Genomic DNA, 13,047 nt, shown 5'->3' with positions numbered 1-13,047 from the left:
GGCCGTCGTACTGGCCATGCTGCGCGCGTTCCTCCGGACGGCGGCCCGGGCCCGTACCCGGACGTCACGGCTCGTCCCAGACGACGACGTGCTCCTCGACGCCCCCGACGACCACCTCGCCCCCGCCCTCGTCGCGGCGGCCCGCGGCGAGTACGCCCCGGCGGCCGGCCTCCTCGCCCGCACCCGCGAGAACGCCGAGTGGGAGCACCGCGACCGCTACGCGACCCGGCTGGCCACCTTCGCCCGCTCACGCTCCGAGTGGCTCGACGACTGGCGGGCCACCGCCCCCGGTGACCCCGACGCCCTGCTGGTCGACGCCCGGCTGACGGTGGACCGCCACTGGGACTCGCCGGCCCGCACGGAACTCCTGCGCCAGGTCGCCCCCGCCGTCACGGCCGCCGCCGAGGCCGCCGGAGGCGACCCGGTGCCGTGGCGGACCGCCCTGGACACCGCTCGGGGCGCACACGCCGGGCACGCCGAGTTCGAGCGGCTGTGGGCCGAGGCGGTCCGCCGCTCCCCGCACCACTACGGCTGCCATGTCGCCGCCCTGGAGTACCTGGCGGCCTCCTCGCCCGGCGCGCATCCCGAGTGCCTGGACTTCGCCGAGACGGCCGCGCAGGACGCGCCCGAGGAGGCGCTCGTACGCGCGCTGCCGCTCAGGGCGGCCTTCACCTGCCTGACCGCGGGCGGTGGGGGCGGCGACGCGGCCGGCGTACCCCGGGCCCGCCTGGACGCGGCGGCCGACCACGCGATCGCCCTCTCGGCCGCCCACCCGGCGGCCGACCCGTGGCCGGCGGAGCTGCGGAACCTCCTGACGTACGTCCTGGTGCGCCTGGAGCGCCACCAGGACGCTGCGGAGCAACTGCGTCTGACCGGCCCGTACGTCACGTCCTTCCCCTGGGACCGGGACGGGGACGACCCGCTCGGCCGCTTCCTCCAGGTACGCGCCGAGGTCCGTGCGGCGGTGGCCTGCGACCCCGGGGCGACGGGTTCACGCCGGCCGCGAAGTGGGCACGGCGGTCGCTTCCGCCCCGGCGACCATTAGGCTTCTGCGTCGTGACCACCGTCCGGCTCCCCCTCTTCCCCCTGAACTCGGTCCTGTTCCCGGGGCTGGTGCTCCCGCTCAACATCTTCGAGGAGCGCTATCGCGCCATGATGCGCGAATTGCTGAAGACTCCCGAGGACGAACCGCGCCGGTTCGCCGTCGTGGCGATCCGCGACGGCTACGAGGTGGCCCGGAGCGGGCCCGGCCTGCCCGACCCGACGACGACGCTCGAACGCGGACCGACGGCCGGGTTCGGGCCCGATCCGGTCAAGGCGTTCCACAAGGTGGGCTGCGTCGCGGACGCGGCGACGATCCGCGAGCGCGCCGACGGCACCTTCGAAGTGCTGGCGACCGGCACGAACCGGGTGCGGCTGCTCTCGGTGGACGCCTCGGGCCCGTTCCTGACGGCCGAGTTGGAGCCGCTGGCCGAGGAGGCCGGTGACGAGGCGGGGGCGCTGGCCGAAGGGGTGCTGCGGTCCTTCCGGCAGTACCAGAAGCGGCTGGCGGGGGCCCGCGAACGGTCGCTGGCGTCCGGGGCCGAACTGCCGGACGAACCGGGTGTGGTCTCCTACCTGGTCGCCGCCGCGATGGTGCTGGACACGCCGACCAAGCAGCGTCTGCTCCAGGCCCCGGACACCGCCTCCCGCCTGAGGGACGAGCTGAAACTCCTTCGCTCCGAGACGGCCGTCATCCGTACGCTGCCGTCGTTGCCGGCGTCGGACCTGACGCGCGGTCCCACGAGTCTCAACTGAGGTACTGGCCCGGATGGCGAAGAAACCGAAGAAACAGCAACAGACCGGCGGCACCCCCGCGACGGTGGCGCTCGCGGCGGCCGGAGCGGCCTACACGGTCCACGCGTACGAGCACGATCCCGCCCACCCGTCCTACGGCGAGGAGGCGGCCGAGGCGATGGGCGTCTCGCCGGAGCGGGTCTTCAAGACGCTGGTGGCGGACGTCGACGGCGCGCTGACGGTCGCCGTGGTGCCGGTGGCCGGCCAGCTGGACCTGAAGGCGCTGGCGGCCGCGGTGGGCGGCAAGCGCGCGGCGATGGCCGACCCGGCCCTGGCCGAGCGCACCACGGGCTATGTGCGGGGCGGCATCTCCCCCCTGGGGCAGCGCAAGAGGCTCCCGACGGTCCTGGACGCGTCCGCCTCGGGCCACGCCACGATCTGCGTCTCGGCGGGCCGCCGCGGGCTGGAGGTCGAACTCGCCCCCGACGACCTGGCCAGGCTGACGGAAGCGGTCCTCGCCCCGATCGGACGCGCGTAGTCCCCGCACCCCCTCGACGAACGCCCCGGTTCTCGGCCGATCAGGCAGAACACGTCGCAGAGAACCCGCGAACTCAGGTGGCGCGTCGAGTGGGCGCAGGGCGGACCACGGCCGCCGCCCCGCCCAGCGGGGCCTACGCCGGCTTCTCCCCCGTCGGTCCCGGCGGGGACTGCCGCGGCTCCGGCCAGGGGTCCGGCTCCGGATCCCTGGGTCCGAACAGCCCCGTCAGTGACAGATGCACCACCAGCGCCGCCACCGACCACACCAGCAGCGCCCCCTTCGCGCCCAGCTCCATCGGTGCGGAGAACGTCACCCCCTGGCCCACGTCCTTCGCGTGGGCGATCACGTCCTGGGTGGGCCCCAGCCACACCCCGACCCGCCACGCCAGCAGCGACCCGAGCAGCCCGCCGACGGCCAGGGCCACCACCAGCGGCACGCCCCCGCGCCGCCGCAGCAGGAAGACGACCACCGCGCTGAGTGCGCCGAACGCCAGCGCGAGCAGCGTGAACACGCCGTCGACACCGACCACCCGCTCACCCTCGGGGTTCTCGGGGACGACCGCCCAACTGTCCCCCAGCACGCCGCCGACCAGCGGCACGCTGGGTGCCAGCTGCCACCACAGCACGCCCAGCAGCGCACCGGAGAGCGCCACCGCCACCACGGTCACGGCGGCCTGCCGCACTTCGCTCAACATCCCGGGGCCGTCCTGTTCGCCGTGGTGGTCGCGCGTGGTGCCGGACCCGGTGCCCAGCGCGTGCGCGCCGACGGGCGGCGGCACCGGCCCGCCCTGATACGACGAGTGTTCGTTCGGTGGCGGTGGCGGAGTAAGAGGTGCGGTCACTCCGCCATCGTGCCAAACCCGCCTGTGCGGCGCGTCACCGGACGGCGGCCCGGCGGTACGCCCAGGTGGCGACGGCCAGCGAGAGCACGCCGACCACGGCGCACACCGCGAGGTCACCGAGGACGAAGGCCCAGTCGGGCCGTTCCCCGAAGGTGCGCGCGAAGGCCTCCACGCCGTACGTGGAGGGCAGCAGGTCCCGGGCCAGGCGGACCGCCTCGGGCATCCGCTCGGCCGGCAGCACCCCCAGCAGCAGCGCCGCGGACATGCCCAGCTGGCCGAGGAGGGTGGCGAGCTCCGGCCGGGGCGCGAGCAGTCCCAGGGCCGCGCCCAGCCCGGCCAGCGCGGCGCCCGCCAGCGGGATCACGGCCACCAGCACCCACAGGTGCGTCATCGGCAGCCCGAACAGCAGGCAGCCGAACACCGCCGTCACCACGGTCCCCGGCACGGTGAAGGACGCGTACGCGCCCGCCGCGCCCAGCACCACGGCGGCCGGGGGCACGGGCAGCGTCGCGTAGTGGTCGAGGCCGCCGCTGGCGCGCAGCTGGCCGAAGTACTGGGCGAGGAGGTTCAGCGCGACGAAGGCCACGACCAGCACCGCCGACCCGGCGACCACGGCCTGTGCCTCGCCACCGCCGTCCACGACCCCGCGCATCAGGATCATGATGCCGATCGACTGGAAGGTGGCCACGAACAGCAGCGGGATGCGCGCGACCCGCGCCCGGGACAGCTGCGCCCGGTAGACGGCCACCAGGGAGGGCCACAGCCGTGCCTTGGGGCCGAGCTCGGCCGCGCCGGCGGCGCCCTGCTCGTCGGCGGCCAGGGCACCGCCCGGCAGGACATCGGCGGGTACGACACTCACGTCGCGCTGCTCCCCTTCGTTGGGTCCTTCGAAGCTTCGGTCGCTGTCCTTCGAAGCGGTCGCCCTGACGGGTACGGACGCGGCGGCCGGTGTGCTCACCGTTCGGGTGCTCAAGCCCTCACCAGCCCCTGCCGCGCGGCGCCGCCCAGCGCCAGGTACACGTCCTCCAGGCTGGGCGTGGCGAGGGTGAAGTCGTCGAGGGCGGCGAAGGCGGCGCCGCCGGTGACGGTCGCGACGACCGCGCGGGCCTCCTCGGGGGCGAGCCGCAGCGTCCAGCGGCGTCCCGACTCGGCGGCGCGGTCGCGCAGGGCGGCGACCTCCGGCACGTGCAGCGGTGCCGTCTCGCGCCACACCAGGTCGACGCGGACCTCGCCGGCGACCTTCTCCTTGAGTCCGGAGGGCGTGTCGCAGGCGATGACGCGTCCCCGGTCGAGGACCGCGACCCGGTCGAGGACGGTCTCGGCCTCGATGACGTTGTGGGTGACGAGCAGCACGGTGGTGCCCCGCTCGGCGCGCCGCCGGTCGACGGCCCCCCACACCGCGCGCCGGGCCACCGGGTCCATGCCGGTGGTCGGCTCGTCCAGGACGAGCAGCGAGCGCTCCCCCACCAGAGCGGCGGCGAAGCAGGCCAGGCGGCGCTGCCCGCCGGAGAGCTTCTTGATCGGGCGGGCGGCGAGCGGCGTCAGGCCCAGCTCGTCGAGGACGGCGTCCCGCTCGGCGCGTGCCTGCCGCACCTCCAGGCCGCGCAGCCGTCCGGTGGTCTCGGCGGCGAGCGACACGGTCAGCTCGTCCAGGGCGCTGGACTCCTGCCCGAGGTAGGCGAGGATCCGCGCGGCCCGCTCCGGGTGGCGGACGATGTCGTGTCCGAGGATCTCCACGCTGCCCGCGTCGGGCCGCATCAGCCCGGTGAGCTGGCGTACGAGGGTGGACTTGCCGGCACCGTTCGGCCCGAGCAGTCCGAAGATCTCACCGCGGCGGATCTCCAGGGTCACGTCGTCGGTGGCCCGCACCTCGTCGGTCGCGGGAACGCCGCGTCGGCCGCGGACCGGCGGATAGGTCTTGGTCAGCCCGCGCACCACGCACACGGCATCGCCACCGGGTCGAAGTGCCTGTGCCGCGCGCGTACTCACAAGGGACGAGACTACGGGGTCCGTCCCTCAGCCCCGCCCTCGGGTCCGCCCATAAGTGTCGATTCGGCCGGGGGAACCGCGAGAAGCCGGCGGGAGGAACCCGGAGGAAGGCCGGAGGGACTCACTCCGCCGCGGGGGTGCGCTCGGTCGCCGTCCGGACGTCGACCTCCCGCCAGAACCCGGCCCGGATCGCGTACCGGTCGTGCTCGTCGATCTGGTCGTCCTTGTGGGCCAGCAGCCCGAAGCGGGCCGCGTAGCGCAGCAGTTCCCCGTCGACGCGGTGCGGGATGCGGGGGTACATACCGGAGAGCTTCTGCAGGTGTCCGTGGTCGCCGAGGCGCTCCAGCCAGCGGCGGGCGAAGACCTGCCCGACCTCGTACGGGTCGCCGCCGACCGTGGTGATGTCCTCCTCGCGGTCGGCCCACCGCTGCTCGGCCGTGGTGAGCTGGGCCAGCGTCGGCATCGAGACGGCCTCGGACGAATCGGCGGCGGACCGGTCGACCCAGCCCTTGTCCGAGGACCAGCGCAGGGTGGCGGTGGGGGGGTGCGGGGCGGGGTGGGTGCCGGGGGCGCGCAGCGCGGCGAGGTCCTTGGGGGTGGGGACGCCTTTGGCGGGCGCCACGCGCTCCGCGGTGCCGTTGCGGGCGGCGGCGCCGGTCGCGGTGGGGTGCTCCGGCTCCTCGGCGGGCCGTTCGGCGGCCGCGGAGAGGGCGGACTCGGGCAGCGGTGCGGAGAGGATCGCGGCGATCTCGGGGCGGGGCACGGGCGGCGGCGCGCAGATCCCGCCGAGTTCCTTGGCGCGTACGGCCTTGGTGATCCACGTACGGTCCAGCACGCGTCGCTCGTCGGCCTCGGCGACCAGGTCCTCGGACTGGTTGTAGTCGCCGTCGGCGGCCTGCACGGCCCACAGGTGGACGGCGACGCCGTGCTCCTTGGCGGCCATCATGCCGGGCAGCAGGTCGCCGTCGCCGGTCACCAGGACGACGTCGGAGCAGGCGCGGTTGCGGGCCAGCTCGGTCAGCTCGGCGTGCATGGCGGCGTCCACGCCCTTCTGCGCCCAGCGGCCGTCGCTGCGTGTGAGAGCGCCGAGCCGGACGGTGACCCGGGGCATCACGCGCAGCCGGCGGTGTTCGGGCTGGGGGACCCGGTCGGGTGCGCCGTCGAACCAGTAGATGCGCAGCAGGGGCTGCTGCGTGTCGGACTCGGCGCGATCGCGGAGCCCCTGGACGAGGGCGGCGTGATCGACGGTGATGCGCGAGCGCGAGGGCTCTCCGGCGAGGAGACTGGCGGCGGCCCCCAGCAGATACCCGGCGTCCACCAGGACGATGCAGCGGTCCACGCGATCCACCCTCTTTCCGGGAGGTTTGCTTCGGGCTTCCTTCGAGTCTGCCCGACCACGCGGAGGTTAACGGCCCGAACTCGATCTTCGGCGTGGCGTTTCCGCACAAGCCGTTCGGCCTCGCGCCTCGGCGATCCAGGTCACGGATGGTAATTGCCCGATATGCGTTCTTCGTTGGCCTATGTGAATCTGATCCCGGACCTGGCCCCCAGATCCCCCTCAGGAGGTAGATCACCATGGCCAAGAACAAGAACACCCGTGAGCGTAAGCAGCCCCAGGCACAGCACCCCCAGAAGGCGGCCGAGTCGACCGTGATGGACCGCGAGGAGCAGCACGGCCCGCAGCTGACGCCCGGCGACGCCACCTCCCGCAAGCGGCAGAAGCGCTTCGGCCACAACTGACACCCGTACGACGGGCCGTTGCGCCCCGCACGTCCGAGGGGCGCACCCGGCAACGGGTGCGCCCCTCGGGCACGTCGGGTGCTTCAGGCACCTGGGCACTTCACAGGCTCGGCCCCTTCGGCCGCCTCGGCCGCTCGGTCCACCGGGCGGGACGGTCCGGGCGGCCCCCTCAACCCGCCGGGCGGGACGGCCCGGGCGCCCCCGTCAGCCCGCCAGGCAGGACGGCCCGAGCAGCACCTTCAGGTCGCCGAAGAGGGCCGGATCGGGCTTCACCCGGTGCCGGTCCAGGCGCAGCACCGTCGTCTTCGTGGGCCCCTGGAGCTTGATCCGGACCTCGCTGTCGCCCCGGTGGTGGGTGAGGATCTCGCCGAGCCGGCTGACCATCGGCGGAGTGACCCGGGTGGCGGGGATCGTGAGGACCACCGGCGCGTTGGTGCCCGCGTTGGACAGGTCGGGGACCATCAGCTCCATGGCGACCAGGCGCGGCACGTCCTCCCGCTTGTCCAGGCGCCCCTTGACGAACACCACCGCGTCCTCGACGAGTTGGGTGGACACCAGCTGGTAGGTCGCCGGGAAGAACATGCACTCGATGGAGCCGGCCAGGTCCTCGACGGTGGCGATGGCCCAGGCGTTGCCCTGCTTGGTCATCTTGCGCTGGAGGCCGGAGATGATGCCGCCGATGGTGACGACCGCGCCGTCGCCGAAGTCACCTCCGGTGAGCTGGGAGATGCCCGCGTCGGCCTTGTCCGACAGCACGTGCTCCAGACCGAAGAGCGGGTGGTCGGAGACGTAGAGACCGAGCATCTCCCGCTCCTGGGCGAGGAGGTAGGTCTTGTCCCACTCGTCCTCGCCGAAGACGACGTCGAGTCCGAAGCCGGGCTCGTCGTGCGCCTCCTCGCCCATGCCGCCGAAGAGGTCGAACTGGCCCTCGGCCTCCTTGCGCTTGACCGCGACCACGTTGTCGATCATCGGCTCGTACTGCGCGGTGAGGCCCTTGCGGGTGTGCCCCATCTCGTCGAAGGCGCCGGCCTTGATCAGCGACTCCGTCGTCCGCTTGTTGCAGACGACCGCCTCTACTTTGTCCAGGTAGTCGGGGAAGGACGCGTACTTCCCCTTGGCCTTGCGGCACCTGATGATCGACTCGACGACGTTGGTGCCGACGTTGCGGACGGCGGAGAGGCCGAAGAGGATCACGTCGTCGCCCTGCGCGGCGAAGTTCGACATGGACTCGTTGACGTTGGGCGGGAGGACCTTGATGCCCATGCGCCGGCACTCGTTCAGGTAGACGGCCGACTTGTCCTTGTCGTCCTTGACCGAGGTGAGCAGACCGGCCATGTACTCGGCGGGGTGGTTCGCCTTCAGGTACGCGGTCCAGTACGAGACCAGTCCGTACGCGGCCGAGTGCGCCTTGTTGAAGGCGTAGCCGGCGAAGGGGACCAGCACGTCCCACAGGGCCTGGATGGCCTCGTCGCTGTACCCCTTCTTGCGGGCGCCCTCCTGGAAGAGGACGAAGTTCTTCGCCAGTTCGTCGGGCTTCTTCTTGCCCATCACGCGGCGGAGGATGTCGGCCTCGCCGAGCGAGTAGCCCGCGATGATCTGGGCGGCCTTCTGCACCTGCTCCTGGTAGACGATCAGGCCGTAGGTGACCGACAGCACCTCCTGGAGGGGTTCCTCCAGCTCCTTGTGGATCGGCGTGATCTCCTGCAGACCGTTCTTGCGCAGCGCGTAGTTGGTGTGCGAGTCCATGCCCATGGGGCCGGGGCGGTAGAGCGCGGAGACGGCGGAGATGTCCTCGAAGTTGTCGGGCTTCATCAGCCGCAGCAGCGAACGCATCGGCCCGCCGTCGAACTGGAAGACGCCGAGCGTGTCGCCCCGCTGGAGCAGTTCGAAGGTCTTGGGGTCGTCCAGCGGCAGCGACAGCAGGTCGAGGTCGATGCCCTTGTTGGACTTCACCATCTTGACGGCGTCGTCCATGATCGTGAGGTTGCGCAGGCCGAGGAAGTCCATCTTCAGCAGGCCGAGCGACTCGCACTGCGGGTAGTCCCACTGCGTGATGGTCACGCCGTCGGTGTGCCGCACCCAGATCGGGGCGTGGTCGACGATGGGCTCGCTGGACATGATCACGCCGGCCGCGTGCACGCCCATCTGCCGCACCAGGCCCTCGACGCCCTTGGCGGTGTCGATGACCTTCTTCACGTCCGGCTCGTTCTCGTACATCGAGCGGATCTCGCCGGCCTCGCTGTACCGCGGGTGCGTGGGGTCCGTGATGCCGTTGAGGTCGATGCCCTTGCCGAGGACGTCGGCGGGCATCGCCTTGGTGAGCCGGTCGCCCATCGCGTACGGGTAGCCCAGCACGCGCGCGGAGTCCTTGATGGCGTTCTTCGCCTTGATCTTGCCGTACGTGCCGATCATGGCGACCTTGTCGGCGCCGTACTTCTCCGTCACGTACCTGATCACCTCGACGCGCCGGCGCTCGTCGAAGTCGATGTCGACGTCGGGCATGGAGACGCGCTCGGGGTTGAGGAACCGCTCGAAGATCAGACCGTGCGGGATCGGGTCGAGGTCGGTGATGCCCATGGCGTACGCCACGATCGAACCGGCCGCGGAGCCTCGGCCGGGGCCCACCGCGATGCCCTGGTTCTTCGCCCACATGATGAAGTCGGCGACCACCAGGAAGTAGCCCGGGAACCCCATCTGGATGATGACGTCCATCTCGTACTCGGCCTGCTTCTGGCGGTCCTCCGGGACGCCGCCGGGGAAGCGGCGCGCCATGCCGCGGCGGACCTCCTCCTGGAACCAGGTGACCTCGGTGAAGCCCTCGGGGATGTCGAACTTCGGCATGAGGTCGCGCTTCTCGAACATGCCGGTGGTGTCGATCATCTCGGCGATCAGGCGCGTGTTGGCGCAGCCCTCCTGCCAGGCGTCGGAGGAGTCGATGGCGTACATCTCGTCCGTCGACTTCAGGTAGTAGCCGGTGCCGTCGAACCGGAAGCGGTCCGGGTCGGAGAGGTTCTTGCCGGTCTGGATGCACAGCAGGGCGTCGTGCGCGGTCGCCTCGTGCGCGTAGGTGTAGTGCGAGTCGTTCGTCACCAGCGGCGGGATGCCGAGCTTCCGGCCGATCTCCAGCAGGCCGTCGCGGACCCGGTGCTCGATCTCGATGCCGTGGTCCATCAGCTCCAGGAAGTACCGGTCCTTGCCGAAGATGTCCTGGTAGTCGGCGGCCGCCTTCAGGGCCTCGTCGAAGTGGCCGAGGCGCAGGCGGGTCTGCACCTCGCCGGAGGGGCAGCCGGTGGAGGCCACGATCCCCTCGGACCACTGGGAGATGGTCTCCTTGTCCATCCGGGGCCACTTCTGCAGCCAGCCCTCGGCGTACGCGTCGGAGGAGAGGCGGAAGAGGTTGTGCAGGCCGGTGCTGTCGGTCGCCCACATGGTCTTGTGGGTGTAACCGCCCGAACCGGAGACGTCGTCCCGCTTCTGGTGCGGCTGGCCCCACTGGATCTTGCGCTTGTTGCGGCGTGACTCGGGGGCGACGTACGCCTCGATCCCGATGATCGGGGTGACTCCGGCCTTCTTCGCGGAATGGAAGAAGTCGTACGCCCCGTGCAGGTTGCCGTGGTCGGACATGGCGATGTGCGTCATGCCCATCTCATTGCAGGCGTCGAACATGTCCTTCAGCCGCGCGGCACCGTCCAGCAGCGAGTACTGGGTGTGGACGTGCAGGTGCGTGAACGGCGGCTTGGACACGTTCGGCCTCCAAATCAGGGCTGTGGCGCGAAGCGCCTCGTCGAGGGGCGGTGGTCGGGCGACGGGCAGGTGACGGGCCGGCGGCGGGCGGCGGTCGGTCCGGGGGGTCAGCGTCGAAGTCTATGCCTCGGCACTGACACTCCGGGGGCATCCCCGCGTACCTTCGGGGGCGGACCCGCGTGTCGGGGCGGACCCCGGCGCGGGCACTCCCGCACCTCTTCGAACGTTGGTCCGAGTGGAGATCCGCTCCATTCGTCACGCACCACCCGCACCAGGAGGCACCAGGCATGTCGGTCCCGCAGCTCAACGAGGAGCACCGCGGCGAGGAGATCCTCGCCGTCTTCGACACCGCCTTCGGCCAGCTGCTGGCCGCGGATCCGGCGGCGTTCCGCGTGAAGTTCCGGAAGATGGCGGCCTCGGCCTTCGCCTTCTACCGCGGCACGGCATGCCTCTTTTATCATGATGTGACCGTCGACCAGGAGTTCGGTCCGAAGAGCGGCGGACCGTATCTGGACGAGCGCACCTCGCGGGTGTGGATCCACGGCGACCTGCACGCCGAGAACTTCGGCACGTACATGGACTCCACCGGCCGGCTGATCTTCAACGTCAACGACTTCGACGAGGCCTACGTCGGCCCCTTCACCTGGGACCTCAAGCGCTTCGCCGCCTCCGTCGCGCTGATCGGGTACGCGAAGGCGTTCAGCGACGAGCAGATCACCGAGCTGGTGCGGGTGTACGCGGACGCGTACCGCGAGCGGATCCACGCCCTCGCCACCGGTGCCAAGAGCGACGAGGTGCCGCCGTTCACCCTGGACACCGCCGAGGGACCGCTGCTGGGCGCGCTGCGCGTCGCCCGCTCCCTGACCCGCTTCGGGCTGCTGGAGTCGATGACCGAGATCCGGGACTTCGAGCGCCGCTTCGCCCCGGGCGGCGGCTCCATCGAGCTGGACGCCGCCACGCGCTACAAGGTGCTCGCGGCCTTCGACGGCTACCTGGAGACGCTCCCGGAGTCGTCCCTGGCCCGCCCGGACTCCTACCGCGTGAAGGACGTCGTCGGCCGCCGCGGCATCGGCATCGGCTCGGCCGGCCTGCCCTCGTACAACATCCTCCTGGAGGGCAACAGCGACGCCCTGGAGAACGACGTCGTGATCTACGTCAAGCAGGCCCAGACCCCGGCGGTCTCCCGGCACATCACCGACCAGGCCATCCGGGACTACTTCCAGCACGAGGGCCACCGCACGGTGATCTCCCAGCGCGCCCTCCAGGCACACGCCGACCCGTGGCTGGGCTGGACCGAGCTGGACGGCTCGGGCCAGCTGGTCGCCGAGGTGTCGCCGTACGCCGTCGACCTGGACTGGGGCGACATCGACGATCCGGAGGAGATCGCCGAGGTCGTCGCCGACCTGGGCCGGGCCACGGCCACGATGCACGCGGCGGCGGACGACCAGTCCGGTGAGTCCCTGGTGCCCTTCTCGACCGAGCGGGCCATCGACGCGGCGATCGCCGCCGACGAGGAGGGTTTCGCGCCCCTGCTGGTCGACTTCGCGCACCGCTACGGCGCACGCGCGCGTGCCGACCACCAGACCTTCGTCGACCTGTTCCGCAACGGCCGGATTCCGGGTCTGTAACCGTCGGCTCTCTCACAGGAACCCTTTAGGGGTCCCTTACCGGGCCCCATGACACACTCTGCTATCGCTATGGACATATCCGGAACCCCGCTCAGAGCCGTACGCGCGGCGCTGTTCACGGCACTCGTCGTGACCCTCAGCACCGCGTCGCACGTGCTGCTGTCCGGGGTCCCGCTGCCGCTGCCCACCGTGGCCGCGGTCGCCGCCGCCGTGTTCCTGATCGCGTACGCCCTGGCCGGGCGGCGCGAGCGCGGCTTCGGGCGGATCGCCGCCCTGCTGATCCCGCTGGAGCTGGCCGCCGACACGGTCTTCACCACCGGCCAGCACGTCTGCTACGGACGGACGGGCGGCCCGGTCACCGGCCCGCTGCGCTCCGTGGGCTTCGACGTGCTGTGCGGCGACGGGACCGGCGTCCACGCCGGTGTCGCCGCCCCGCTGACCCGGGTGACCGGCGCGGAGACCGACCGGCTGGCGACCGTGCTCACCGGCGCCGGCCCCGCGACCGCCTGGCTGCTGCTCGGCGCGCACGTCGGCGTCGGCCTGCTGGCGGCGGCCTGGCTGCGGCGCGGCGAGCGGGCACTGGCCCAGCTGCTGAGCGCGGTGGCCGCGACCACCTTCCGGCCGCTGCTGCTCGCCGTCGCGGCCGTGAGCGTACGCCGGGCCCCGACGGCGGTGCGCCGCCCGGCGGCCCCGGCCCGCCGCACCACCGGCGCCCGGATGCGGATCCTCACGCACTCCGTGGGACGGCGCGGACCACCGCGCCCGGTCGTCTTCGTGTGACCCGTCACCGA

General features: G+C 72.0%; 11 protein-coding genes. 6 read left to right on the top strand and 5 right to left on the bottom strand.

The window, feature by feature from the left end; genetic code table 11:
* The first annotated feature begins 16 nt into the window (after window positions 1–16).
* From ACP4IX_RS11730 to ybaK, 3 genes are read left to right on the top strand one after another with little or no spacing between them, the layout of a single operon-like run.
* A complete protein-coding gene (locus ACP4IX_RS11730) occupies window positions 17–1,045 on the top strand; it encodes a hypothetical protein (protein ID WP_426555441.1) in 1,029 nt (342 codons plus the stop codon).
* 11 nt (window positions 1,046–1,056) lie between these two features.
* Window positions 1,057–1,797, top strand: a complete 741-nt coding sequence (locus tag ACP4IX_RS11725; RefSeq protein WP_426522903.1) for an LON peptidase substrate-binding domain-containing protein — start codon at window positions 1,057–1,059, stop codon at window positions 1,795–1,797.
* A gap of 13 nt (window positions 1,798–1,810) precedes the next feature.
* Window positions 1,811–2,314, top strand: a complete 504-nt coding sequence (gene ybaK, locus ACP4IX_RS11720; protein ID WP_426555440.1) for a Cys-tRNA(Pro) deacylase — start codon at window positions 1,811–1,813, stop codon at window positions 2,312–2,314.
* Between the two features lie 133 nt (window positions 2,315–2,447).
* Here the strand turns inward: ybaK and ACP4IX_RS11715 are convergent, their stop codons facing one another.
* From ACP4IX_RS11715 to ACP4IX_RS11700, 4 genes are all read right to left on the bottom strand, one after another.
* Window positions 2,448–3,155 carry an AAA family ATPase gene (locus ACP4IX_RS11715; RefSeq protein ID WP_426555439.1) on the bottom strand — a complete coding sequence of 236 codons (708 nt, stop codon included), beginning with the start codon at window positions 3,153–3,155 and terminating at the stop codon, window positions 2,448–2,450.
* Between the two features lie 34 nt (window positions 3,156–3,189).
* Entirely contained in the window at window positions 3,190–4,014 is an 825-nt protein-coding gene (locus tag ACP4IX_RS11710; protein ID WP_426522906.1) for an ABC transporter permease, read from the bottom strand.
* Between the two features lie 110 nt (window positions 4,015–4,124).
* The gene (locus ACP4IX_RS11705; protein WP_426522964.1) at window positions 4,125–5,099 is read right to left on the bottom strand and encodes an ABC transporter ATP-binding protein; all 975 of its coding nucleotides are present in this window, start codon (window positions 5,097–5,099) and stop codon (window positions 4,125–4,127) included.
* A 166-nt stretch (window positions 5,100–5,265) separates the two neighbouring features.
* Window positions 5,266–6,483 carry an NYN domain-containing protein gene (locus ACP4IX_RS11700; RefSeq protein ID WP_426522907.1) on the bottom strand — a complete coding sequence of 406 codons (1,218 nt, stop codon included), beginning with the start codon at window positions 6,481–6,483 and terminating at the stop codon, window positions 5,266–5,268.
* Between the two features lie 236 nt (window positions 6,484–6,719).
* Between ACP4IX_RS11700 and ACP4IX_RS11695 the strand changes: the two genes are divergently transcribed.
* On the top strand, window positions 6,720–6,884 hold the full coding sequence (locus ACP4IX_RS11695; protein WP_426522908.1) for a hypothetical protein: 165 nt from the start codon (window positions 6,720–6,722) through the stop codon (window positions 6,882–6,884).
* A 204-nt stretch (window positions 6,885–7,088) separates the two neighbouring features.
* On the opposite strand, the gene dnaE is transcribed toward ACP4IX_RS11695, so the two are convergent.
* On the bottom strand, window positions 7,089–10,628 hold the full coding sequence (dnaE, locus tag ACP4IX_RS11690) for a DNA polymerase III subunit alpha (protein WP_426522909.1): 3,540 nt from the start codon (window positions 10,626–10,628) through the stop codon (window positions 7,089–7,091).
* 287 nt (window positions 10,629–10,915) lie between these two features.
* Between dnaE and ACP4IX_RS11685 the strand changes: the two genes are divergently transcribed.
* Complete coding sequence (locus tag ACP4IX_RS11685) at window positions 10,916–12,256, top strand: DUF2252 domain-containing protein (RefSeq protein WP_426522910.1); 1,341 nt, start codon at window positions 10,916–10,918, stop codon at window positions 12,254–12,256.
* A 69-nt stretch (window positions 12,257–12,325) separates the two neighbouring features.
* On the top strand, window positions 12,326–13,036 hold the full coding sequence (locus ACP4IX_RS11680) for a hypothetical protein (RefSeq protein ID WP_426555438.1): 711 nt from the start codon (window positions 12,326–12,328) through the stop codon (window positions 13,034–13,036).
* Window positions 13,037–13,047: the final 11 nt, after the last annotated feature.

Origin of the sequence: Streptomyces sp. WG5 (genome assembly GCF_049974565.1) — a bacterium.
Classification (GTDB): Bacteria; Actinomycetota; Actinomycetes; order Streptomycetales; family Streptomycetaceae; genus Streptomyces.
Note: the sequence above shows the minus strand (reverse complement) of the source record. Positions and strands in the feature narration are given on the sequence as shown.

What these genes read in the sequence shown, in the direction of transcription:
- ACP4IX_RS11730 (WP_426555441.1), top strand. Translation starts at nt 17, where the DNA reads ATGCTGCGCGCGTTCCTCCGGACGGCGGCCCGGGCCCGTACCCGGACG.
- ybaK (WP_426555440.1), top strand. Translation starts at nt 1,811, where the DNA reads ATGGCGAAGAAACCGAAGAAACAGCAACAGACCGGCGGCACCCCCGCG.
- ACP4IX_RS11695 (WP_426522908.1), top strand. Translation starts at nt 6,720, where the DNA reads ATGGCCAAGAACAAGAACACCCGTGAGCGTAAGCAGCCCCAGGCACAG.
- ACP4IX_RS11685 (WP_426522910.1), top strand. Translation starts at nt 10,916, where the DNA reads ATGTCGGTCCCGCAGCTCAACGAGGAGCACCGCGGCGAGGAGATCCTC.
- ACP4IX_RS11680 (WP_426555438.1), top strand. Translation starts at nt 12,326, where the DNA reads ATGGACATATCCGGAACCCCGCTCAGAGCCGTACGCGCGGCGCTGTTC.